Source organism: Bacillus cereus group sp. Bc010, assembly GCF_027716745.1.
Classification (GTDB): domain Bacteria; phylum Bacillota; class Bacilli; order Bacillales; family Bacillaceae_G; genus Bacillus_A; species Bacillus_A pacificus.
Window position 1 is genome coordinate 56665 of sequence record NZ_JAQFUY010000021.1, and the last position, 23045, is coordinate 79709.

Below are 23045 nucleotides of genomic sequence, written 5' to 3' on the forward strand. Positions count from 1 at the left end.
ATTATGAAATATAAAAAACAAAAAAAATATATAGATACTGAAAGTATGTTTTTAGATATGAATAATTATACTTCTGATGATGATTTTGATCCGAATGAAGTATTCACTTTAAACTCTATCAAACAGAAAAATACATTAAACTTATTTACTTCTAATGACAATGATTTTGATCCGAATGAAGTATTCGCTTCAAACTCTATCAAACAGAAAAACACATTAAATTTATTTACTTCTGATGACGATGATTTTCACCCTGATGAGATATTACTTGATAATACCAACAATCAAGCATCAATTTCTGCTCAACAAAAAAATAAACATTCACATGAATTATCTATAAAAATAAGCAAAGAAGAAAACCAATCATCATATCCCAAAAATATCAGTGATAACGATTTAGCAGAATTATTGATCAAAGAAAATCATTTAATAATATTAAATAATATCTTACATTATTGGTCAGAATCTAAAAATCATTATATTCCTTTAATCGGTGATACAGCAGATAAATTTATTCGTTTACAAACACCTACTCCATACAAACGAAGAATTAATCAAAAAAGTATTGGTGAAATTCTGCAATGGTTAAAGACCAACGATAATTTAAATGTAGATCAATATATCGATAGTGAAAATCGATATATTGCCTTTCAAAATGGCATCTATGATATCTACTTAGATAGATTACTTGCTCACAGTCCAGATTATTTCTTAGTAAATATTATACAAGCAGATTATCCAGATGAAAATCTTTATGACAATTCAGGTGAACACTTTGAACAGTTCTTATCAGATATCACAGGAGGCGATCCAGAATTATATGATCGTCTACAAGAATTATTTGGCTATGTATTATCAGATATTAGAAGTGTAAAATGTATTCCCTTTTTAGTAGGTGTAAAGGATACTGGAAAATCTATTGTATTAAAATTGCTTGAAACACTTATAGGGGACGATTCATATACTAACCTGAGTTTTGACCAGCTCAATACCCCTGTTTTCTTAGCTGAATTAATCGGTAAAAAATTAAATACATGTGGTGAGTTAGGTGAATTTAAGTTAAATCGTCTAGACGTATTTAAAAAACTCTCTGGTGGGGATAGTTTGCTTGCTAAACCTTTATATGAGAAACCAATTAAATTTAAAAATACCGCTGCTCTTCTATTTGCAGGTAATCATTTACCTATAATTAAAGGGTTAGATAAAGCTAATGCTTTTAGTAATCGATTAGTTATTTTTCCTTTTACTAACCCCATCCCTAAAGAACAACAAGACATTCATCTGTTCGATAAGTTGATTGATGAATCTAGCTATATTGTTCAATGGGCAATGGAAGGCTTAAAACGATGGGAAGCTAACAATTATGACTTCACATCATGTTCAGCCATTGAAGAACTTGCACAAAAATATGCGGAACAATCTAATTCAATCGAAAATTTCATTAAAGATTGTTGTCAGTATAACGCTAAACTCAAAACATTCCGTACTGACATAGAGGATGCTTATTATGAATACTGCAATGAAAAAGGATTAACTCCTGAATCAATAAAACTTTTACATGAACAATTAAAACTTGATATTCGTTTGAACCATAAGCGATTTCGTAAACATGGAGAAAATAAGTTTGGTTATATCGGTATTGGCATTCAAAAATATGGAGGTTACTATGATGGAATTATTGACTAACACACTAGAACAGCAATTAAAAACATTAATTATTACAACTTTATATGATTCTTCTATACACCTTCATAAAGAATGGATGAGTATTTCAGAAGCGGCTAAATATGCGGGTGTTTCTTATAATACATTTTCTAAATTTCGGACTATGGGGCTTAAAATTTGTGAAATAGATGGCATCAAACGTGTATCAAAGAAGGAGCTCGATACTTTTCTAGAGACTTATAGCTACTAATTAACTGGATAGGATAATCCCCTAGTTGAATTACATATTATAACTATGAGGATATATTCTATCCTTTTCTATTACTGATTAAGGAGGAATCTACTATGGCAAAAAGTAAAAGTTCTAACATAGAAAGCTATACAATTAAAAATGGAGAAAAACGCTATCAATTCCAGCTTTATATTGGCACTAATCCACTCACTGGAAAACAACAACGAACAACTAGAAGAGGCTTTAAAACTCTAAAGGAGGCAAAATTAGAATTTGCTCGCTTAAAACTAGAAGTTGATCAAGGGACATTTAATAAAATTATCGCTGAAACTTACAACGATACATATAATCTTTGGGTTGTACAATATGAAAAAACAGTAGAAGAAAGTACATTTATTAAAACAATTCGCATCTTTAAGAATCATATTTTACCTACTCTAGGAGAATATAAAATTGATAAATTAAACGTAGAATTATGCCAACGTGCAGTAAATGAATGGGCAGATAAATTGAAGAATTTTAAGATGATAAAAGCTTACGCATCTAAAATAGTGGATTTTGCGATTAAACGTAATTATACCAAGTCTAACCCTTTTACTTTGATAGAACTGCCTAAGAAACGTGTTCAAAACGCCCAACAAAAATTCGAAAATTTTTACACTAAAGATGAATTGATTGAATTTCTATCCCGCTTGGAAAAAGAAGATAATTATAAGGCTTTTACCTTCTTTCGACTTCTCTCCTATACAGGTATGCGTAAAGGAGAAGCACTAGCTCTTACATGGAAAGACATTGATTTTGATAACCAAGAACTTTCTATTACAAAAGCAATTGCTAGAGGCAAGGATAACAAACTCTACATTAAATCAACAAAAACTGGAACTTCTCGTACAATCAAAATCGATGAGGAAACATTAAGTATATTAGATACTTGGAGAAAAAAGCAGCAAAAGGATTATTTAATCTTAGGATTTAATACGAATAATCCAGATCAATTAATTTTCAGTAACACTAGCAATGAATACTTGCAGCCTACTAAAACGAGACAATGGATTTTACAAATCCAAGAGAAGTATATATTAAAGAAAGTCACTACACATGGATTACGCCATACACATTGTTCCCTACTCTTCGAAGCAGGAGTAAGTATAAAAGAGGTTCAAGATCGCTTGGGGCACTCAGATGTAAAAACAACGATGGATATTTATGCCCATGTTAGTGAGAAGGCAAAAGCTGAAGCGATTCAAAAATTTGAAACTTATTTAAATAAGTAATTGATTTCCGACTACGTATCATGTATTTTTTGACTACGTAATTGACTACATCTATTTGAAATCACTTGAAACTAAATGAACAAGACAAAAAGAAAAACCCTTGAATATCAAGGGTTTTGATTTTAATTGAAATCCACCGTTATGTATTGGTGGAGACGGTGGGAGTCGAACCCACGTCCAAAAATATCGGCACTTAAGCTTCTACGAGTGTAGTCGATATATTAGCATTTCGCGAACTCTTCGGCCTATCGACAGGCTTCCAAGTTGCTAGTCTGGTTGTTCTCTTCCTTTGTCCTCAGACGGCGAACTCCGGCGTAGTCCACTTAGTTTGAGTCCCTTACCCTACCACATGGACGATGGAGGGAGGAACCTTTAGTGCAATTAAGCAGCTAAAGAAAGATTGTTTTGTTTGCCAATTATAGGCTTTGACGTTTTAACGAGGCCGATCCCCTCGACTCGCAACCTAAGCTCGAACTATCCCTGTCGAATCCGTAACGTCCCCATGATAAAAATGGAGCATACGAAGAAAATTTCGTGATAGCTACTAAGAGCTGTTTTTCAATGTGCAACAATCTTACATAAGTTATTATAACATACGCGCGCCGTTTTACAAATGTAAATATCTGTATTACATCTTTTGACGATCACGGAACGCGCGTGCAATTTCACGTTTTGCTTCTTTCTCTTTTAAATCGTGACGCTTATCATATTGTTTCTTACCTTTTGCTAAACCAAGTGCCATTTTCGCGAATCCATTTTTCAAATAGATTTTAAGTGGAACTAATGCATATCCTGTTTCTTTTGCAGCTCCCGCTAATTTATCAATTTCTTTTTTATGCAGAAGTAACTTTCTCGTACGAAGCGGATCGTGGTTGAAACGATTTCCTTGCTCGTACGTACTAATATGCATATTATGAACCCATACTTCACCATTATGTACACGTGCAAACGCATCTTTCAAGTTCACGCGTCCAGCGCGAATCGACTTAATTTCCGTTCCTTGAAGGACAAGCCCTGCTTCGTATGTTTCTTCGATGAAATAATCATGAAATGCTTTTTTATTTTGTGCAATAACCTTACCTGAACCTTTTGGCATATAACGTCCCTCCTCTATTTTTACTATTGTAACAAATGTTAATAAAAAGCGAAAGTGGCTCGCTTAGAATGTGAGGTGGATGGAGCTTCTGACCTTGAGGCGCCCTTTGCCTCTCGGGAAGAAGCGAAGCCGCCGAACATTCTAGCCACTGTAGCTGGATTCCCATAAAAAGCGAAAGTGGCTCGTTCTCCAGCCACTAAGAAAAAAGAAAAAGCCTCGCTTTTCATCAAAGCGAAGCCATCCTTTTCTTACTTACGCTTTTTCTTTTTCTTCTTGAATCCTGGTACATTTTCGAAGAATGCTTTTTTCTTCTTGCCGTTACCATCTTTTTTCCCTGGTTGGCTAGCGGACGCGGATGCAGATCCTCTTCCTTTACCTTTTCCACCACGGTCAAATTTTCTACCTGTGCCACGTTCTCCGCCGCGCTCATTACTGCGTTCGCTACGTCCGCCGCGTTTCTTTCTGCCTGTTCTTGGCTGTTCGATCACAACTGGACGATCTTTGAACTTACGACGAGGCGTACCTTTCATGCCAACGATTTCAAAGTCGATTGCACGCTCGTCCTTGTTTACGTTAATAACACGAATGGTAATTTCGTCACCGATACGGAATACGTTACCTGTACGTTCTCCAATCATTGCGAAATGCTGCTCATCATAACGGTAGTAATCATCCGTTAAGTAGCTAACGTGTACAAGACCTTCAATTGTATTTGGAAGCTCTACGAATAAACCGAAGTTTGTTACAGAGCTAATCATACCATCATACTCTTCGCCAATCTTATCAACCATATACTCTGCTTTTTTCATTTCGTCTGTTTCACGTTCTGCTTCAACAGCACGGCGTTCCATATTAGAAGAATGATCTGCAATCTCAGGTAATTTTTCACGCCATTTTGCTTGCGTTTCATTATCAACTTTACCATTAATGATATATTCACGAATCAATCTGTGAACAATCGTATCTGGATAACGACGAATTGGTGATGTGAAATGCGTGTAGAACTCAGTTGATAGACCAAAATGTCCTAAGCTTTCTGCATCGTAACGTGCTTGCTTCATAGAACGAAGCATTACTGTCGAAATGACTACTTCTTCTGGTTGCCCTTGAACCATTTCAAGAATTTGTTGTAGCGCACGAGGGTGTACTTCATTTGCACGTCCTTTTACCGCATATCCGAAGTTCGTTACAAACTCGAAGAAACGCTCTAACTTATCTTCTTTCGGATCTTCATGGACACGGTACATAAATGGTACGTTCATCCAGTGGAAATGCTCTGCTACTGTTTCGTTCGCGACAAGCATAAATTCTTCAATTAACTTCTCTGATACAGAACGATAACGCATAACAACGTCTGTCGGTTTTCCTTCTTCATCTACTAATACTTTCGCTTCTTTAAAATCAAAGTCGATTGCACCGCGGCGCATACGTTTTTCACGTAGGATTTGTGCTAATTGCCCCATCTCTTTAAACATCGGTACGAGCGGCTCATAGCGTTTCATTAAATCTTCGTCCTCATCTTCTAAAATGCTTCTTACGTCAGCATACGTCATACGCTCTGTCGTTTTAATTACACTTTGGAAAATCTCGTGCTTTACGACGTCACCTAAGTTGTTGATTTCCATTTCACAAGACAATGTCAGACGGTCTACTTTCGGATTTAATGAACAAATACCGTTCGATAGACGATGCGGAATCATCGGAATTACACGGTCAACAAGATATATACTCGTCGCTCTCTCCGCTGCTTCTACATCAATTGGAGAGCCTTCTTGGACGTAATGACTTACATCCGCAATATGAACGCCAAGTTTATAGTTACCGTTCTCGAGCTTCGTGACTGTAACAGCGTCATCTAAATCTTTTGCGTCTGCACCGTCAATCGTTACGATCATTTGGTCACGCAGGTCACGGCGATCTTTTAAATCTTCTTCTGAAATCGTTTCTGGTACACTGTTGGCGTGCTCCATCACTTCTTCAGGGAACGCTAAAGGCAAATGATGTTTATGGATAACAGATAAAATATCTACTCCTGGATCATTTTTATGACCTAGAATTTGAATAACTTCACCTTCTGCACTTAAACGATTCTCTGGATAGCTCGTAATTTTCACAACTACTTTATGACCTTCTACAGCGCCCATTGATGCGCTTTTCAATACGAAAATGTCACTTGTCCAGCGTTTATTGTCAGGTATAACAAATCCAAAGTTTTTGGACTCTGTATATGTACCAACTAGTTCTTTCGTTCCGCGTTCTAAAATGCGTACAATGGAACCTTCTTGACGCGAACCACTCGATTGAGAACTAAGGCGGGCTAATACTGTATCACCATGAAGCGCACCGTTTAATTCTGTAGGCGGAATGAAAAGATCGTCGTCTCCTGTTTTCTTCTCGTCTGGTACAACAAATGCAAAGCCACGTGCATGTCCAATTAACTTACCACGTACTAAATTCATTTTTTCAGGAAGACCGTAACGGTTGCTACGAGTACGAATAACAAGTCCCTTCTCTTCCATCGTTACAAGCGCCTTTACAAAATCTTTAAAGCCCTCAGAACCTTCAATCCCAAACGCCTCTTCTAACTCTTGTATCGTTAGCGGTTTATACGCTTCTTCTCTCATAAATAATAACAACTTATCAATATGTTCTTGTATGATTTCTTCCAAGCAAAAATACCTCCTTTAAACCCTTATATTATTTAGTGTATCCGAAAGATGGGGGATGTATAAAGCGAAACTTCAATCATCTCCCAATGATTTTTTTACAGCTTCCATAAAAAATTCCCTTATGAAAAAAAGAGGCAACTAGATCTTACCAATCTAGTTGCTCCAAGAAGTTATATACATCCTCATGTAGCTCGTCACGCTGTTTATCAAGTGTAATGACATGCGTAGAGTCTTCATACCATTTAATGTCTTTTAACGTTGATTCTACACCGTTATAAATAATGTTCGCACTATCTGTATTAATCATTTCATCATGACGCGCTTGTACAACAAATGTTGGGGCATAAATCATGTCCACATTGTTACGTACGTCAGCAATTAATTGTTGTAATGCTTTTAATGTATTCATCGGTGTCTTTTGGAATTCCAACATTTCTTGTTCGATTTGCTCTGGTGATTTTTGCTCACGCTTTTTATATTCGCGGGCATATGCCAATATACCTTGGTACATCGTTTCTTCACTCTTAATATACATCGGTGCACACATTGGGACTACACCTAAAACCGGTACTGTATAACCTAATTTTAGAGAAAATACGCCGCCAAGTGACAATCCAACGACAGCAATTTTCTCAAAACCTTTATCTTTTAAAAGCTGATATGCCTCCGTTACGTCTTGCCACCAATCTTCAGGACCTGTATGAACAAGCTCTTCTGGTGGTACACCGTGCCCTTTATAAATTGGGGCATGACAAGTGTAGCCTTTCTTTTCTAAGAAACGCCCTAACATACGTACATCAGCTGAGTTTCCTGTGAATCCATGTAGTAATAAAACAGCGCGGTCTCCACCCTCAAATGTAAATGGTTTCGGAGATGCTAATTTCATCATGTACTTCTCCTCTTTCTCTTCTGTAATCTAGTCGTATTCTTTCTATATCTAGTGTACCATATTTATATTTCTATAATCTAATTAGAAACATCTTTCAAATGACAAAACAAAAAAAGAAGAACCATTAGTACATCTTACTAACGCTTCTTCTTTCAATTCTATAAGTTTAAGTACGTAACACCAATTGTTAATGCGAAGAACAATACAGCTAAAACAATTGTAATACGGTTTAATACCGCTTCAATTCCACGTGCTTTTTGCTTACCAAATAATTGCTCTGCACCGCCTGAAATTGCACCTGAAAGGCCTGAGCTATTACTAGACTGCATAAGTACCATAACAATCATTAAAATCGATACAATAATAAGTAAAACGGATAATAACGTATGCACTTGGCGTACCTCCTACAAAGATTCAGTTATTGTAACTGTAGCATAAATTCTATAGAAAAGCGAGAGCTATAAGGTTGCTCTCGCTTTTCTTCTATTACATGAACATCATTGCAAATAGCGGCCCGAGCAAACATGTTAAAATCGCTGTTAATGTCATTGTTACCGATCCAATAACACCTTCATGTTCATTATTTTTCATCGCTCTCATTACGCCCATAATATGAGAAGCACATCCAAATCCGATACCTTTACCAACTGAGTTTGTAACGCGGCTCCATTTTAATAAAAGCGGGCCGGTAATCGTTCCAGTAATACCTGCAATAACAACGAAGGCTGCTGTTAATGACGGTACACCACCAACTTGCTCTGAAACACTCATCGCAACTGGCATTGTCACTGATTTTGGTAAAGAAGATAAAATTAAGCTTTTATCTGTTCCCATAAGTGACGCAATAGCAAAGTCACTTGCAATGGCAACTGTTGTACCTACTAGTACCCCGCCGGCAATTGGTACAACATATTTTTGAAGAACGTGGCGTTGTTTATAAAGAGGAATTGCAAATGCTACAACACCGGGTCCGAGCAGTTTTGCAATCCAGCCGCCACCACTTTCCATATAATGTTGATACGGTATATCAAGCATAATAAATAAGAAAGCCATTAATCCTGTTGCTACAAGCATTGGAATGGTGAATGGTGTTGGAAATAATTTATAGATTTTTTTAGATAATTGGTATAATAGCACCGTAAAAATAACCCAACCGATTCCGATCAATATTTGGCTCATCGCGACTCTCTTTCCTTTCTATTCGCAAGATATTGTCCTGTATGTCCTGCGACAATAATAATTAAAAATGTACTCGCTACAATTGTAATGAAAAGAGAAATTCCTTTACTCATAAAAAAAGCACCGTAATTCATTAGGCCAAGTGTTGGCGGAATTAATAAAAACGGCATAATAGCAACGAGTGTTTCTGCTCCTAAATCGAACCATTTCACAGGAAGAACTTTTAGGCTAAGTAAAACAAGTAAGAGGAACATTCCAATCAAACTTCCTGGAATCGGAATATTTAACATTTCTTGTACCCAAGTTCCAACCATATAAAAAACGTAAAGAGCAGCAATTTGGACAAGAATCTTTGTAAATTTCATGTTCATCATCCCTCTTGTTTATACGATCTTCTGTTAATATCTTTATCATAGTATAAATTGTAAAAAGCTGCAATTTATCAACTTGACAGCAAAAAACGCCTATGTTATACGCTTACAACCTTGATATGACTACATTTCTAAAAGAAAATTAAGTCAAAAACCTTGACCTAATATAAGAAGTTTTTATTTTCTGAATTTTAAAGGTTGTTATTTCAATAAAATAATCTTTTTATCCTTAAGCTTACATATATATAAAGTGAAACTTTAATCAGTTGGGGTTCTTTATCCCCCACTGATTATTAGTTGAACTAATTCGCTGTATTTCGAGGTGGCGGTCTTACTGCCCATTAAAGTGGGATAAACAAGATAGGTGGTGAACATATGCCCAAAAAAGTTCTCATTTTTTGTGATCCTGGGATTGATGATACGATGGCTCTCCTCTTAGCATTCTTTATTGATGAAATAGAAATCATCGGCATTGTTGCTGATTACGGTAATGTTCCAAAAGAGATGGCCGTACAAAATGCTCATTTTCTTAAGAATGAAACAATGAATAGAAATATTAAGATATTTGGTGGGTCAGAGCGTCCACTTACTGGTGCCCCACCTGCTTTTTTTACCGATGTACATGGGAAACAAGGGCTCGGGCCAATTATTCCAAAAGGGAATGTAACTAACGGGGAAATGGAGAATTTTTTCGAAGTTATTCCTCTTATTGAACAGTATAAAGATGAAGTAATCATTGTAAGTTTAGGAAGACTTACCTCCCTCGCAATTTTATTCATCGTATGTAAACAGTTAATGAAGCAAATTAAATCTTACTACATAATGGGCGGTGCCTTTTTACACCCGGGTAATGTTACCCCTATTTCTGAAGCAAACTTTTATGGTGATCCTGTTGCCGCTAATATAGTCCTTCAATCCTCACCTAACATGTACATCTATCCATTAAACGTCACCCAATATTCCATCATTACACCAGAAATGGCTGAATATATTGAAGCAAAAGGAAAAGCCCCACTCGTCAAACCTTTATTCGATCATTATTACTACGGCTATTATAAAAATGCTCTACCACATTTAAAAGGTAGCCCCTTCCATGACACAATGCCAATACTCGCTTTACTTGATAACTCTATGTTTACGTATCACAAATCACCTATCGTTGTCATGACCGAATCTTATGCACAAGGGGCAAGCATTGGGGAATTCCGCGCTTTAGAAGAATCTAAACCATTTATTGATCGGCCGATTCATCAAATCGCAATTGATTTTGATTATAACCGCTTCTTTAAACATTTCATGTCACTTATGACGGATGAACAATTTTAACATAAAAAAACAGACCGTGATTTCTCACGATCTGTCGTTATTTTCTACAATTATCGTTTGATATTGTAGAAAGATTTGATACCATCGTAAACAGCGATTTCGCCTAGTTCGTCTTCGATGCGTAATAATTGGTTGTACTTAGCAATACGGTCAGTACGGCTCATAGAACCAGTTTTGATTTGGCCAGCGTTAGTTGCAACTGCGATGTCAGCGATTGTAGCATCTTCAGTTTCACCAGAACGGTGAGATACAACTGCTGTGTAACCAGCACGTTTAGCCATTTCGATAGCTTCGAAAGTCTCAGTTAAAGTACCGATTTGGTTAACTTTAATTAAGATTGAGTTAGAGATACCTTTTTCGATACCTTCAGCAAGTTTTTGAGTGTTAGTTACGAATAAGTCGTCACCAACTAATTGTACTTTGCTTCCAAGACGCTCAGTTAATAATTTGTGACCATCCCAGTCGTTTTCGTCTAAACCATCTTCGATAGAGATGATTGGGAAGTCTTTGCAAAGCTCTTCGTAGAAATCAACCATTTCTGCAGAAGTTAAGCCAGTACGGCCTTCGCCTGCAAGGTCATATTTACCAGTTTCTTTGTTGTAGAACTCAGAAGAAGCAACGTCCATTCCTAAGAATACGTTCTCGCCAGCTTTGTAACCAGCTTTTTCGATAGCTTCGATAATTACTTCTAATGCTTCACGGTTAGAACCAAGGTTTGGAGCGAATCCACCTTCGTCACCTACTGCAGTGTTAAGACCTTTGTCATGTAATACAGCTTTAAGTGCATGGAATACTTCAGCACCCATACGGATTGATTCTTTGAATGTTGGAGCACCAACTGGTAAGATCATGAACTCTTGGAAGTCTACGTTGTTATCAGCGTGAGAACCACCGTTGATGATGTTCATCATTGGAGTTGGTAATTGTTTTGCATTGAATCCACCAAGGTAACGGTATAATGGAAGACCTACGAAGTCAGCTGCTGCGTGAGCTACTGCCATAGATACACCAAGGATAGCGTTAGCGCCTAGTTTACCTTTGTTTGGAGTGCCATCTAATTCGATCATAGCACGGTCGATACCAGCTTGGTCAGTTACGTCGAAACCAACGATTTCTGGAGCGATAATTTCGTTAACGTTGTTTACTGCGTTAACAACACCTTTACCAAGGTAACGAGATTTGTCACCATCACGTAATTCTACTGCTTCGTGTTCACCAGTAGATGCACCACTTGGTACGATAGCGCGTCCGAAAGCGCCGCTTTCTGTGTAAACTTCTACTTCTACAGTTGGGTTACCACGAGAGTCAAGGACTTCGCGAGCATAAACATCAATAATTGTTGACATAATAAATTCTCTCCTTTTTATATAAGCAAATTATTTAATAATTGTTTTACCTGTCATTTCTTTCGGTTGCTCAACACCAAGAAGTGTAAGCATTGTTGGAGCGATATCACCTAAGATACCACCTTCACGTAATTCTACGTCGTTCTTCGTAACGATGAAAGGAACCGGGTTAGTTGTATGAGCTGTCATTGGCTCTCCGTCAGAAGTTAATTCTTCGTCAGCATTACCATGGTCAGCAGTAATAAGTGCTACACCATCTTTTGCAAGAATCGCTTCTACAACTTTTCCTAAACATTCGTCAGTTGCTTCTACTGCTTTAATTGTTGGTTCCATCATCCCAGAATGGCCAACCATATCACAGTTCGCAAAGTTAAGAATGATAACATCATGTTTATCATTTTCGATTTCATTTACTAAAGCGTCCGTTACTTCGTAAATGCTCATTTCAGGTTTCAAGTCATACGTTGCAACCTTCGGTGAGTTAATTAAAATACGCTCTTCTCCTGGGAATTCAGCCTCACGACCACCGCTAAAGAAGAATGTAACGTGCGGATACTTTTCAGTTTCCGCGATGCGAAGTTGCTTTAATCCCGCTTGCGCAACAACTTCACCTAAAGTGTTATCAAGGTTCATTGGCTTGAATGCCACGTAACCATCTACTGTTTCACTAAAGTGTGTCATACATACGAATTCTGGAATGTGAGGTACTTTTTCACCACGATCGAACTCACGGAAGTCTTCGTTTGTAAATACACGAGCAATTTGAATTGCACGGTCTGGACGGAAGTTATAGAAGATAACTGCATCATCATCATTGATTGTTGCAACTGGCGTGTTATCTTCGTTAACAATTACAGACGGCAATACGAATTCATCGTAGATACCATTTGCATAAGAGTCTTCTACACACTCTTCTGCTGATTTATAAGTAGGGCCTTCACCATTCACCATAGCACGGTAACATTTTTCTACGCGATCCCAACGCTTGTCACGGTCCATGGAGTAATAACGACCAGAGATAGTCGCGAATTGTCCTACTCCTGTTTCTTTAATTACTTCATTTGTTGCATCGATGTAGCTTTGTGCTGTTTTTGGTCCAACATCGCGGCCATCTAAGAATGCATGAATGTATACTTTCTCAACGCCTTCTTTAGCTGCTAAGCGAAGAAGAGCAAACATGTGGTTCATGTGACTGTGCACACCACCGTCAGAAAGTAAACCGAATAAATGAAGTGCAGTACCTTTTTCTTTTACGCTTTTAATTGCACTTTGGAACGTTTCGTTCTTATCGAACTCACCTTCACGAATTGCAACGTTTACGCGTGTTAAGCTTTGATATACAATGCGGCCAGCACCGATATTTAAGTGACCAACCTCAGAGTTACCCATTTGACCTTCTGGAAGACCTACTGCCTCGCCACAAGCTGTAAGCGTTGTGTGAGGGAATTTGTTCCAGTAACCATCAAAATTAGGTTTCTTAGCTTGTGCTACAGCATTCCCGTAAGTTTCTTCACGAAGTCCGAAACCGTCAAGAATGATTAAAGCTGTTGGCTTTCTCATTTTACCGCCCCCAGAAGACCTAAGAACGAAGCAGGCTCTAAGCTAGCACCGCCAACTAAAGCGCCGTCGATGTCAGATTGTGCCATGTACTCTTTAATGTTTTCTGGTTTTACGCTACCGCCGTATTGAATACGAACAGCTTCTGCAGCAGCTGGAGAAACAGCCTCTGCAACAACTTTACGGATGTGCGCACATACTTCGTTTGCATCTGCAGAAGAAGAAGATTTACCTGTACCGATAGCCCAGATTGGCTCATAAGCGATAACAGTTGCTTTAACTTGCTCTTCAGTTAAACCTGCAAGTGCTTTTGTCACTTGACCTGCTACTAGATCAAATGTTTTTCCGCTTTCGCGCTCTTCTAAAGTCTCACCACAACATACGATTGGTGTTAAACCATGTTCAAATGCTGCGATAGTCTTTTTGTTTACTGACTCATCTGTTTCAGCAAACATTTCACGACGCTCAGAGTGGCCAAGTACTACGTAGCCTACTTTTAAGTCGCTAAGTGCTACTGGGCTAATTTCGCCAGTGAATGCACCATTTTTTTCGAAGTGCATGTTTTGTGCACCTACTTGTAAATCAGTTCCTTCAGTCGCTGCTACAAGGCGCTCTAAGAATAGAGCTGGAGAGCAAACTACTGCATCAACAGCTGAAGCTGCTGGGATTTGACCTTTAACTTCCTCTACGAAGCTAACTGCTTCAGATAGAGTTTTATTCATTTTCCAGTTACCTGCGATAATTGGTTTACGCATGCTTTGCACCGTCCTTTTTCTTTGGCTGCTACTTATTTGTCGTTAAGACAAACTACACCTGGAAGCTCTTTACCTTCCATGAATTCTAATGACGCACCGCCGCCAGTAGAAATGTGGCTCATTTTATCAGCCATACCGAATTTTTCAACAGCTGCTGCAGAGTCACCACCGCCGATAACAGAGTATGTACCTTCTGCATCTGCTAATGCTTGTCCTACTGCTTTTGTACCTTCTGCGAATGGAGTCATTTCGAATACACCCATTGGTCCATTCCATACAACAAGCTTAGAGTTTTTAATTACATCTGCATAAATTTCACGTGTTTTAGGACCGATGTCCACGCCTTCCCAGTTAGAAGGGATAGAATCGATATTAACGATTTTAGTTGTTGCAGTTTCAGAGAATTCCTCAGTGATTACAACATCAACTGGCATGTAGAAGTTTACGCCTTTTTCTTTTGCAAGTTGCATAAATTCTTTAGCTAGTTCAATCTTGTCGTCTTCACATAGAGATAGACCAATTTCATGACCTAAAGCTTTAACGAATGTGTAAGCAAGTCCGCCACCGATGATTAAGTTATCTACTTTGTCTAATAGATGACGAATTACACCGATTTTATCTTTTACTTTCGCACCACCGATGATAGCTGTGAATGGACGATCTGGGTTAGAAAGTGCTTTTCCAAGAACATCTAACTCTTTTTCCATTAGTAAACCAGATACTGCTGGTAGGTAGTCCGCGATACCTGCTGTAGAAGCGTGAGCACGGTGAGCTGCACCGAATGCATCGTTTACGAAGATGTCAGCAAAAGCTGCAAATTCTTTCGCAAGTTCTGCATCGTTCTTTTCTTCGCCCGCATAGAAACGTACGTTTTCAAGAACTAATACGTCGCCTTCGTTCATTGCTGCAACCATTTCTTGTACAGCTGGTCCGAATGCTTCGTCTGCTTTTTTAACGTCTTTACCAAGAAGCTCGCCTAAACGTGCTGCTACTGGAGTTAAACGCATTTCTTCTACTACTTGACCTTTTGGACGGCCTAAGTGGCTTGCTAAAATAACTTTCGCACCTTGCTCTACTAAATATTGAATTGTAGGAAGAGCTGCACGGATACGAGTTTCATCTGTAATTTTGCCTTCTTTCATAGGTACGTTGAAGTCAACGCGGCAAAATACACGCTTACCTTTTAAATCTACGTCACGAATTGATTTTTTGTTCATTGGATTTCCCTCCGACTACTAGTTAGGATTGACAAAACCCACTCAAAAGCTTAACACATTTGCTTTTAAAACGAAAGAAGAGAGAGAGGGAACAAACCCTCTCCCTCGTTTTGTCATTGATAACTTATATAATTAAGAATTAAAGACCTTTTGAAGTCATGTAAGCTGCTAGGTCTACTACGCGGTTAGAGTAACCAGTTTCGTTATCGTACCAAGAAAGTACTTTAACCATGTTACCTTCCATTACCATTGTAGATAATGCATCGATTGTAGAAGAAGCTGTACATCCGTTATAGTCGATAGATACTAATGGCTCTTCGCTGTATCCAAGGATACCTTTTAATTCGCCTTCAGCTGCTGCTTTGAATGCTGCATTTACTTCTTCAACTGTTACTTCTTTGTCAAGTTCAACAACTAGGTCAACTAGAGAAACGTTAGCAGTTGGAACACGTACAGCGCCACCGTTTAATTTACCTTTAAGTTCTGGTAATACTAATGCTACTGCTTTAGCTGCACCAGTAGATGTTGGGATCATGTTTTCAGCTGCTGCACGAGCACGACGTAAATCTTTGTGTGGTAAGTCTAAGATTTGTTGGTCGTTAGTGTAAGAGTGAATTGTTGTCATCATTCCGCGTTTTACGCCGAATTTTTCGTTTAATACTTTAGCGAATGGAGCTAAGCAGTTTGTAGTACAAGAAGCGTTAGATACTACGTTGTGGCTAGCTGCATCGTATTGTTCGTGGTTAACACCCATAACTACAGTGATATCTTCGTCAGAAGCTGGAGCTGAGATGATAACTTTTTTAACTGATCCACCTAAGTGTTTTTCAGCGTCTGCTTTTTTAGTGAAACGGCCAGTAGATTCTACTACGATTTCTACTCCGTAGTCGCTCCATGGTAATTGTGCTGGGTCACGCTCAGCGATAACTTTAATTTCTTTACCGTTAACAACGATGCTGCTTTCGTTAGCAGATACTTCTGCGTTTAAAGTTCCGTGAACTGTGTCATATTTTAAAAGGTGAGCTAAAGTTTTAGCATCTGTTAAGTCGTTGATTGCTACTACTTCTACCTCTGGGTTGTTAAGAGCTGCGCGGAATACGTTACGTCCGATACGTCCAAATCCATTAATACCAATTTTAGTCATTTGAATTTCCTCCTTGGGGGATTATATTAAAGGGTAATACCCTTTGTTAACTGTTTTGCTGCACCTTCATCTGTAATTAGAATTGAAGTGTGCCCTTGTTTAATTACAGCCTGTATTGCCTTTGCCTTTGAAGAACCTCCAGCGACTGCAACAACATGAGATACATTTTGTAAATCCTCTAGTTGCATACCAACTGTTCTTACTTTATGAACAACATTTCCTTGTTCATTAAAGTAGTAACCGAAAGCTTCGCCAACTGCTTCGCTTGCCTGAATCTTTAACCAATCTGCTTCTGAAGTATTTCTGCGACGTGCCATTGTTAACGCATCACCTATTCCATGAATGACGATATTGGAAGATCGAATCAACTCAAGAACTTCTTTCACGGAAGGCTCTGTCACAATAGACGCATATGCTTCGCTGCTAACATGGTCTGGAACATACAATAAGCGATAATTACTCATCGTATTTTGCGCCATCTTGGCACAAATAGTATTGGCTTCTAACTCGACGCCTTCTCCAATTCCACCACGTGCTGGGACAAATAGCATATGTAAATCTTTGCAATCAAGCTGCATCATGTCCGCAACAGCAGCTAGCGTAGTTCCTCCAGCCACAGCAACGATATTATTCGCTGTCAGACGGTCTTTTATACAAGTCACACAAGCACGGCCCATCTCCAGTTTGACCCAAGGCGATTCATCACTATCACCAGGGACAACGAAAACTTCATCCAAGTCTAATGTTTCCTTAAGTTGCTTTTCTAAAACCTTTAACCCGGAAATTTCTTTCATAAAGTCTTCCAAAGCAAGAACTAAAGCTGTTCCTTCTTCTGTCAAAGTCATTCCAGAAGAAGCGACGTGAACTAAGTTTTGTTCTTTCAAAACTTGAACTTCACTTCGCAATACTCGTTCTGTCATACCGAGACTTGCTGATAAATTTCTTCTTCCAATCGGCTGCATAAGCCTAATATATTGAAGAATTTGCATTCTCGTTTGCATAACAGGTAGCAGATCAGGTAATAATTTTTTTGTGTTCTGAATCCATGAGCGCATATCTTTTCTCCTCACTACATCGGTTCATTTTCCCTCGTGGTCACTTTACGTCCCGTAGTGACATTTTGTGTCCCACATAGGTTAAAAAAATAATCCCTGCTACGTGTATTATTGTAACAGGAGATAGAAACTTATTCAACTCTTAACTGCATTCTTTATATAGTTTATTATGACACCTTTGTGAATGTTACCATATTCTACTTGTTTTCCGTCTATTTCTACAACCGGAATCATTAGGTGATATGTTTCTAAAAGGTCATTATCTTCATATATATCTATTTCCTCAATTTGAAAAGAATATTCACATTGTACTTCCTGTAAAACTTGTTTCGCCTTCACGCAAAGGCCACAATCATTTTTTGTATACAGTACAACTTTCATCTTCTTCACCTATCCGATCGTTTTTCGTAATGACGACGCTGGGATGTGCATTTGCTCTCTATACTTCGCCACTGTTCTTCGAGAAATAACGATTTCATGCTCTTCTTCTAATAATTTTGAAATCTTTTGATCTGAAAGTGGCTTTTTCTTATTCTCTGCCTCAACAAGCGTTTGAATAAATTGTTTTACACGCTTTGTAGAAACTGCTTCATCTTCAGTAGTCGAAACGGCATTACTAAAGAACGATTTCATCTCAAATAAACCGTGTGGTGTTTGCACATATTTATTTCGCGTTGCCCGACTAATTGTCGATTCATGCACGCTTAACTCTTCTGCTACTTCTTTTAAAGCAAGTGGCTTTAAATACTCCGGACCTTTCCAGAAGAAATCACGTTGTTTTTCCATAATAATGGTCATCACTTGCAGAAGGGTTTGTTTTCTCTGTTTTAAACTACGCATAATCCACTGCACATGCTGATACTTTTCTGATACGTAAGATGCCACTTCACTTTCACTATTATTAAGAAGCGCACTATATTCAGAATGAATTTCAATTCTTGGCATATTTCTCTCGTTCATTTGTAAAACGAGACGATCACCATCTTTTTTCACCGCCATATCAGGCACAATATAAAGTGGTTTATCAGAAGAAAACGCAAGACCTGGTTTCGGCTGTAATGACGTTATACAATTTACAGCACTCTGTAATTCCTCATTACTACACTTCAGCACTTGAACGAGCTTTCGCCAATCTTTCTTTACGAAATAAGCGAAATGGTCTTCTACAACCTCTTCTGCTAATCCATTCCGCCTTTGTAAGCGCTTCAATTGAAAAGTTAGACATTCCTGAATATTACGCGCTCCTACCCCTGCTGGCTCAAGTGATTGGACAAGCTCTACAGAGCGGTCAACTACATGTAGCGGTGCGGAAAGGAGATTTGCTAGCTCCTCGTTCGTTTCTTGTAAATACCCATTTCCATCCATGTTCATAATAATGAAAGAAGCTACTTTTCGCTCTTCTTCCTCTATTTTATAATACTGTATTTGATTTAATAAATGTTGCTGAATCGTTGTAGAATCCACACTGTAGATTTCCATCTGATTCTCGACTTGTTTGCTGGTACTTTTACTGTTGTTAGAGCTCTTTTTCTTCTCCCTCTCAAAACCACCTAACTCAATAAGGGGATTCTCTAACGATTGCTCATACAAAAACTCCGATAATTCTTGTACATTATACTGGAGCATTGTAATCGCTTGCCTTAACTCTTGTGTCATTGCCAAACGTAAGCTTTGTTCTTGTAAAAGACTTGCCTTCAAACTAATCTCCCCCTTGTTTCTATTGTACAATAAGTTTGGTAAAAGGAGAATGCTATCACAGACACCCATTCCAAAATATTATTAATTTATATGTATTAATGAGATTTACAACTTAAAACCGAAATTTGAATAATATTGAAAGAAAATAATAACGGAATTTAATTATAACCAAGTACTAATAGTAAATCTTATTATTAGATATAACAAGAGGGAAATAAAAAAAGTCCTAACCTACAAAACGTAAGTTAGGATTTTTTGACGCGCCCAGAGGGATTCGAACCCCCGGCAGACGTGGTACCGGAAACCACCGCTCTATCCGACTGAGCTATGGGCGCATGATAAAATTTTATAAACCGTTTATTATCAAGGTTTTAAGCCTTCTTCTATTCCGCTTTTCCACATTTAATTTCTTGCGAAAAACCTCTAATAGAAGTGAAATATAACAAGTAAATACCTGCTTATTTTCTTCTCATAATAATAGCAATAAAACCCAGCCAAATCAATAAAAATATCTGATACACATTATATAGAAGGAATCACGCTCCACACAAATAAAAAACTCTCTTAACTATTTATCTCACTATTCGCCGAGCAGTAAGACCCATCTCAAAATTCAGCTAAAGCAAAGAACTAAGGTGGGAAGATGAAGAAAACTCCCACTGAATAAAGTTTCACTTTATTCCTCTGAAGTAGAAAAGAACATCCCTGTAAAACTAAGTCAAGTGCTTGTAGGAACAACACCAACATTTTGAAAGTGTCCATTAAAAACTTAGCAAAAAAAAAAGGAGTCCCACGTTTTTTTTTATATAGAAGTATACATCCAAAAAATAAGACGGGTGAATAGAATACGTTAAGCGAGGTACATACATGGACATTTTTAAATTTACAAAGAATAACAAAACGACGGTAACAAAGGTAGATGGATCCAAAGAAGAAACGGACAAAAGTTATTCAATTGAAGGTAGCGGTACTGTAAAATGTGTTGTTGCGACAGTAATCGGTATCATTCTGTGGCACAACACAGACTACGTTTCAGAGTTAATTCCGATCCTAAGTAAACTATTGAAGTAACATCAAAACTCGTCAGAGGATGTACAGATTGCCATGCACGTCCTCTGACGAGTTTTTCAATTTAGAATCCACATAAATTCAACCATTAAAAAAGGAGCGAACCCGCTCCTCCTTTCGCTACTTAATTAACTTTCCTTTATACATTTTCCAATAAGAGTACAGCTCTTTCTCTGGCATATATGCCCCGCGGCTCTCCACAGAACCAGACACTGTAATCTTATCCCCTGGTTTAACATTAGCTAACTCTTTTTTATTATCAAAACTCGCAATAAACGTATGTGCTTGTTCCTCACCAGTAAACTCGCCCCACTGTTTAACGATTGGTTTCGTATTCACTACAACTTTAGAACCAAATACATCCGCTACATAACCGCTCCATGTAAACACTTTTTTATGAATATTTTCATCATAAAACTTACTATTTTCATCTGCGCTTAACGCATAATATTTATTTAAAAATTCCTCGAAAGGCAACGTCGTTAATTCCGCTTCTTGTGCTTTACGTCGGTCTTCTTCTACCTTTTTCTTTTCCGCTTCTTGCGCCTTACGCTGTTCTTCTTCTACTTTTTTCTTCTCAGCTTCTTGTGCTTTTAAGCGCTCAGCCTCTTCTTTATCTTTCTTCTTTTTCTCTTCTTCCGCTTCCTTCTGCGCTTTTTCTTCAGCTTTCTTTTCTTTTTCAGCTTGTTGCTCAGCCTTTTTCTTCTCTTCTTTTTCAGCTTGTTCTTTCGCTTTTGCTTCTTTCTCTTTTTTCGCTTCCTCAGCTTGTTTCGCCGCTTGAGCCTTTGCCTCCGGGCTAGGTTCGTAATTAACAGCTCCGACGATTAACATAAGAAACCCTATTGCCATAGCACCGATAATTTTTTTCTTGTATGGTCTTAATCGTTTCATAAAAAATGACAAAATAAAAACAACAGACAGGATTGGAAAAACAATAAATCCTACTATCGTCATTAACAAAAATAAAGTATTCATGTACAACCTCCGTATTAAAATTCCATAAGTGCCCATTATAAACAGATATACCATGCTAAATAAAGAAATTTATATTGGTATTAAATTCCTTACCTTCTATCCTTCCTATGAAATTACCTTCATTCTATACACTCGTCCCTCTTCCCAGAAGCTCCACCCCTAAATTTTCCAATCATAAATTCACTCCAACTCACAAATTATAATCTTTGAATTGATATTCCAAAGGGGGCTTCATTCAATGACTGTAATTACGAAATTAAAGCAAACTGTTTCTGGATTAAAAAGTGCACAAGCTAGCTTAGAGGGATTCGCTCTTGATACGGATAACCAACAAGCTAAGCAACTTTTCCAAACAGCTGCGCAGCAAACACAAACAATTATCGATTCTTTAAACCCACGTGTTGAAGAAGTCAAACAAGAAGAACCACAATACTCACAGCAATAACGAATCAGTCTTGCTGTGAAATAGAAAAAGGGTGATATGCAGTCATCCTTTTTCTATCACATTACATATTGCAATAGAAATGGAATGATAAATATGCAAAAACTCGGACTCATAACCGTATTATTTGCCCTTCTATTTAGCTCTTTTACCGGATGTGATAATAGTCCTTTAGATAAAAAAGTGAAAGAAGAAGCAAAACGAACGGAGAAAGAGAAAGGTCCAAAGTTAACAAAAACGAGTATGGAATCCTTTAATCAATCTATATCACAAGGAGCCAAGAAAAGAGCTCTCACTATGGATGAAATTATAAAAAGTACAGCAGTAAATTCAAATTTAGATCTCTACATAGCAGTTACACCTGAGCATCACGAAAGATTTGGATTAAAACCTCTCCGTAAGAAGCTCCAAAAGCAGCTAAGTGATGAGCACCCCACTTTCGATGTTCGTGTAAGTACAGATAAAAAAATCTTTATGTTACTTGAAAAGCTTGAAAGAAAAATTAAGGAAAAGAAAATATCTAAAGATGAAATTAATAAACAATTAAAATTCATTGGTAAAAAAATGGAGTCTAACACTTAACGCTTTTTAAAAGAAAAGGAAGGTTTGCAATGTCTAGTAAAGATAAAAACTTAACCCCTGTGCAACAGGAATATAAAAAATTCGAGCAAGAACGCGAACCGAAGCGTCCTGTCTTAAAAAACTGTATAAAAGCCTTTTTCGTTGGTGGTTTCATTTGCCTAATTGGGCAACTCATTTCTACTTTTTATATTACGTATTTCGATTTCACTGAACGCTCAGCAGGGAATCCAACAGTCGCAACTCTTATTTTCATCTCCATGTTATTAACTGGATTTGGTATATACGATCGGTTTGGTCAATTTGCCGGAGCAGGCACAGCTGTACCTGTCACTGGATTTGGTAACTCCGTTATTGCCGCATGTATCGAACACCGCACAGAAGGTTTTGTACTCGGCGTTGGTGGTAACATGTTTAAATTAGCTGGTTCTGTTATTTTATTTGGTGTATTTTCCGCTTTCGTCATCGCACTTATTAAAACGATTCTCGTTCAATGGGGAGGGCTATA

At 37.8% G+C, this 23045-nt stretch carries 23 protein-coding genes, 1 tRNA gene and 1 other RNA gene; 8 read left to right on the forward strand and 17 right to left on the reverse strand.

Going from position 1 to position 23045, the window contains the following annotated elements; translation table 11 throughout:
- Positions 1-3: 3 nt before the first annotated feature.
- The 3 genes from PDQ68_RS20125 to PDQ68_RS20135 all read left to right on the forward strand — a co-directional run bounded on the left by PDQ68_RS20125 (position 4) and on the right by PDQ68_RS20135 (position 3171).
- Complete coding sequence (locus PDQ68_RS20125) at positions 4-1686, forward strand: DNA primase family protein (protein ID WP_086385569.1); 1683 nt, start codon at positions 4-6, stop codon at positions 1684-1686.
- Complete coding sequence (locus PDQ68_RS20130; RefSeq protein WP_270786923.1) at positions 1667-1915, forward strand: helix-turn-helix domain-containing protein; 249 nt, start codon at positions 1667-1669, stop codon at positions 1913-1915. Before PDQ68_RS20125 ends, PDQ68_RS20130 begins: the two co-directional genes overlap by 20 nt.
- 95 nt (positions 1916-2010) lie before the next feature.
- Complete coding sequence (locus PDQ68_RS20135; RefSeq protein ID WP_270786924.1) at positions 2011-3171, forward strand: tyrosine-type recombinase/integrase; 1161 nt, start codon at positions 2011-2013, stop codon at positions 3169-3171.
- A gap of 147 nt (positions 3172-3318) precedes the next feature.
- On the opposite strand, the gene ssrA is transcribed toward PDQ68_RS20135, so the two are convergent.
- The 7 genes from ssrA to PDQ68_RS20170 form a co-directional block, all read right to left on the reverse strand.
- Positions 3319-3673, reverse strand: a transfer-messenger RNA (tmRNA) gene (gene ssrA, locus PDQ68_RS20140).
- Positions 3674-3799: 126 nt separating this feature from the next.
- On the reverse strand, positions 3800-4267 hold the full coding sequence (gene smpB / locus PDQ68_RS20145) for an SsrA-binding protein (RefSeq protein WP_001123901.1): 468 nt from the start codon (positions 4265-4267) through the stop codon (positions 3800-3802).
- A gap of 248 nt (positions 4268-4515) precedes the next feature.
- A complete protein-coding gene (gene rnr / locus PDQ68_RS20150; protein ID WP_061183373.1) occupies positions 4516-6936 on the reverse strand; it encodes a ribonuclease R in 2421 nt (806 codons plus the stop codon).
- 145 nt (positions 6937-7081) lie between these two features.
- Positions 7082-7822, reverse strand: coding sequence for a carboxylesterase (gene estA, locus PDQ68_RS20155; RefSeq protein WP_000761976.1), 741 nt, complete (start codon positions 7820-7822; stop codon positions 7082-7084).
- A 161-nt stretch (positions 7823-7983) separates the two neighbouring features.
- A complete protein-coding gene (gene secG, locus PDQ68_RS20160) occupies positions 7984-8217 on the reverse strand; it encodes a preprotein translocase subunit SecG (protein WP_000557262.1) in 234 nt (77 codons plus the stop codon).
- 94 nt (positions 8218-8311) lie between these two features.
- Positions 8312-9004 (reverse strand): LrgB family protein, encoded by a 693-nt coding sequence (locus PDQ68_RS20165; RefSeq protein ID WP_000078293.1) that lies wholly within the window; start codon positions 9002-9004, stop codon positions 8312-8314.
- Positions 9001-9369 carry a CidA/LrgA family holin-like protein gene (locus PDQ68_RS20170; RefSeq protein ID WP_000673220.1) on the reverse strand — a complete coding sequence of 123 codons (369 nt, stop codon included), beginning with the start codon at positions 9367-9369 and terminating at the stop codon, positions 9001-9003. Before PDQ68_RS20170 ends, PDQ68_RS20165 begins: the two co-directional genes overlap by 4 nt.
- A 381-nt stretch (positions 9370-9750) precedes the next feature.
- On the opposite strand from PDQ68_RS20170, the gene PDQ68_RS20175 reads away from it, so the two are divergent.
- The gene (locus tag PDQ68_RS20175; RefSeq protein WP_061183374.1) at positions 9751-10701 is read left to right on the forward strand and encodes a nucleoside hydrolase; all 951 of its coding nucleotides are present in this window, start codon (positions 9751-9753) and stop codon (positions 10699-10701) included.
- A 50-nt stretch (positions 10702-10751) separates the two neighbouring features.
- On the opposite strand, the gene eno is transcribed toward PDQ68_RS20175, so the two are convergent.
- The 9 genes from eno to PDQ68_RS20220 all read right to left on the reverse strand — a co-directional run bounded on the left by eno (position 10752) and on the right by PDQ68_RS20220 (position 19808).
- Positions 10752-12047, reverse strand: a complete 1296-nt coding sequence (gene eno / locus PDQ68_RS20180; RefSeq protein WP_000103957.1) for a phosphopyruvate hydratase — start codon at positions 12045-12047, stop codon at positions 10752-10754.
- Between the two features lie 30 nt (positions 12048-12077).
- On the reverse strand, positions 12078-13607 hold the full coding sequence (gpmI, locus tag PDQ68_RS20185) for a 2,3-bisphosphoglycerate-independent phosphoglycerate mutase (protein ID WP_001231150.1): 1530 nt from the start codon (positions 13605-13607) through the stop codon (positions 12078-12080).
- Positions 13604-14359 carry a triose-phosphate isomerase gene (tpiA, locus tag PDQ68_RS20190; RefSeq protein WP_001231037.1) on the reverse strand — a complete coding sequence of 252 codons (756 nt, stop codon included), beginning with the start codon at positions 14357-14359 and terminating at the stop codon, positions 13604-13606. Before tpiA ends, gpmI begins: the two co-directional genes overlap by 4 nt.
- Positions 14360-14391: 32 nt before the next feature.
- Entirely contained in the window at positions 14392-15576 is a 1185-nt protein-coding gene (locus PDQ68_RS20195; RefSeq protein WP_016718894.1) for a phosphoglycerate kinase, read from the reverse strand.
- Between the two features lie 139 nt (positions 15577-15715).
- Positions 15716-16720, reverse strand: coding sequence for a type I glyceraldehyde-3-phosphate dehydrogenase (gene gap / locus PDQ68_RS20200; RefSeq protein ID WP_000161231.1), 1005 nt, complete (start codon positions 16718-16720; stop codon positions 15716-15718).
- A 26-nt stretch (positions 16721-16746) separates the two neighbouring features.
- On the reverse strand, positions 16747-17775 hold the full coding sequence (cggR, locus tag PDQ68_RS20205) for a gapA transcriptional regulator CggR (RefSeq protein WP_001258187.1): 1029 nt from the start codon (positions 17773-17775) through the stop codon (positions 16747-16749).
- Positions 17776-17910: 135 nt separating this feature from the next.
- Positions 17911-18156 carry a glutaredoxin family protein gene (locus PDQ68_RS20210; protein ID WP_000869739.1) on the reverse strand — a complete coding sequence of 82 codons (246 nt, stop codon included), beginning with the start codon at positions 18154-18156 and terminating at the stop codon, positions 17911-17913.
- A gap of 9 nt (positions 18157-18165) precedes the next feature.
- Positions 18166-19473 carry an RNA polymerase factor sigma-54 gene (gene rpoN, locus PDQ68_RS20215; protein ID WP_061183375.1) on the reverse strand — a complete coding sequence of 436 codons (1308 nt, stop codon included), beginning with the start codon at positions 19471-19473 and terminating at the stop codon, positions 18166-18168.
- A gap of 259 nt (positions 19474-19732) precedes the next feature.
- A tRNA-Arg gene (locus PDQ68_RS20220) sits at positions 19733-19808 on the reverse strand.
- A 532-nt stretch (positions 19809-20340) separates the two neighbouring features.
- On the opposite strand from PDQ68_RS20220, the gene PDQ68_RS20225 reads away from it, so the two are divergent.
- Positions 20341-20544: a hypothetical protein gene (locus PDQ68_RS20225; RefSeq protein ID WP_016718896.1), complete on the forward strand. Its 204-nt coding sequence runs from the start codon at positions 20341-20343 to the stop codon at positions 20542-20544.
- Between the two features lie 117 nt (positions 20545-20661).
- Here PDQ68_RS20225 and PDQ68_RS20230 read toward each other — a convergent pair whose 3' ends face one another.
- On the reverse strand, positions 20662-21516 hold the full coding sequence (locus tag PDQ68_RS20230; protein ID WP_061183376.1) for a hypothetical protein: 855 nt from the start codon (positions 21514-21516) through the stop codon (positions 20662-20664).
- 238 nt (positions 21517-21754) lie between these two features.
- Here PDQ68_RS20230 and PDQ68_RS20235 point away from each other — a divergent pair, with 238 nt between their 5' ends.
- The 3 genes from PDQ68_RS20235 to spoVAC form a co-directional block, all read left to right on the forward strand.
- The gene (locus PDQ68_RS20235; protein WP_000216164.1) at positions 21755-21961 is read left to right on the forward strand and encodes a DUF1657 domain-containing protein; all 207 of its coding nucleotides are present in this window, start codon (positions 21755-21757) and stop codon (positions 21959-21961) included.
- Positions 21962-22054: 93 nt separating this feature from the next.
- Positions 22055-22540 (forward strand): YhcN/YlaJ family sporulation lipoprotein, encoded by a 486-nt coding sequence (locus PDQ68_RS20240; protein ID WP_001170597.1) that lies wholly within the window; start codon positions 22055-22057, stop codon positions 22538-22540.
- A 29-nt stretch (positions 22541-22569) separates the two neighbouring features.
- On the forward strand, positions 22570-23045 hold a 476-nt coding region (gene spoVAC / locus PDQ68_RS20245; RefSeq protein ID WP_000095403.1), incomplete at its 3' end, for a stage V sporulation protein AC.

Excerpts from the sequence above, each read along its gene's own strand:
- PDQ68_RS20125 (WP_086385569.1), top strand. The coding sequence starts at position 4 with ATGAAATATAAAAAACAAAAAAAATATATAGATACTGAAAGTATGTTT.
- PDQ68_RS20130 (WP_270786923.1), top strand. The coding sequence starts at position 1,667 with ATGATGGAATTATTGACTAACACACTAGAACAGCAATTAAAAACATTA.
- PDQ68_RS20135 (WP_270786924.1), top strand. The coding sequence starts at position 2,011 with ATGGCAAAAAGTAAAAGTTCTAACATAGAAAGCTATACAATTAAAAAT.
- smpB (WP_001123901.1), bottom strand. The coding sequence starts at position 4,267 with ATGCCAAAAGGTTCAGGTAAGGTTATTGCACAAAATAAAAAAGCATTT.
- estA (WP_000761976.1), bottom strand. The coding sequence starts at position 7,822 with ATGAAATTAGCATCTCCGAAACCATTTACATTTGAGGGTGGAGACCGC.
- PDQ68_RS20165 (WP_000078293.1), bottom strand. The coding sequence starts at position 9,004 with ATGAGCCAAATATTGATCGGAATCGGTTGGGTTATTTTTACGGTGCTA.
- PDQ68_RS20170 (WP_000673220.1), bottom strand. The coding sequence starts at position 9,369 with ATGAAATTTACAAAGATTCTTGTCCAAATTGCTGCTCTTTACGTTTTT.
- PDQ68_RS20175 (WP_061183374.1), top strand. The coding sequence starts at position 9,751 with ATGCCCAAAAAAGTTCTCATTTTTTGTGATCCTGGGATTGATGATACG.
- eno (WP_000103957.1), bottom strand. The coding sequence starts at position 12,047 with ATGTCAACAATTATTGATGTTTATGCTCGCGAAGTCCTTGACTCTCGT.
- gpmI (WP_001231150.1), bottom strand. The coding sequence starts at position 13,607 with ATGAGAAAGCCAACAGCTTTAATCATTCTTGACGGTTTCGGACTTCGT.
- tpiA (WP_001231037.1), bottom strand. The coding sequence starts at position 14,359 with ATGCGTAAACCAATTATCGCAGGTAACTGGAAAATGAATAAAACTCTA.
- PDQ68_RS20195 (WP_016718894.1), bottom strand. The coding sequence starts at position 15,576 with ATGAACAAAAAATCAATTCGTGACGTAGATTTAAAAGGTAAGCGTGTA.
- gap (WP_000161231.1), bottom strand. The coding sequence starts at position 16,720 with ATGACTAAAATTGGTATTAATGGATTTGGACGTATCGGACGTAACGTA.
- cggR (WP_001258187.1), bottom strand. The coding sequence starts at position 17,775 with ATGCGCTCATGGATTCAGAACACAAAAAAATTATTACCTGATCTGCTA.
- PDQ68_RS20210 (WP_000869739.1), bottom strand. The coding sequence starts at position 18,156 with ATGAAAGTTGTACTGTATACAAAAAATGATTGTGGCCTTTGCGTGAAG.
- PDQ68_RS20225 (WP_016718896.1), top strand. The coding sequence starts at position 20,341 with ATGGACATTTTTAAATTTACAAAGAATAACAAAACGACGGTAACAAAG.
- PDQ68_RS20230 (WP_061183376.1), bottom strand. The coding sequence starts at position 21,516 with ATGAATACTTTATTTTTGTTAATGACGATAGTAGGATTTATTGTTTTT.
- PDQ68_RS20235 (WP_000216164.1), top strand. The coding sequence starts at position 21,755 with ATGACTGTAATTACGAAATTAAAGCAAACTGTTTCTGGATTAAAAAGT.
- PDQ68_RS20240 (WP_001170597.1), top strand. The coding sequence starts at position 22,055 with ATGCAAAAACTCGGACTCATAACCGTATTATTTGCCCTTCTATTTAGC.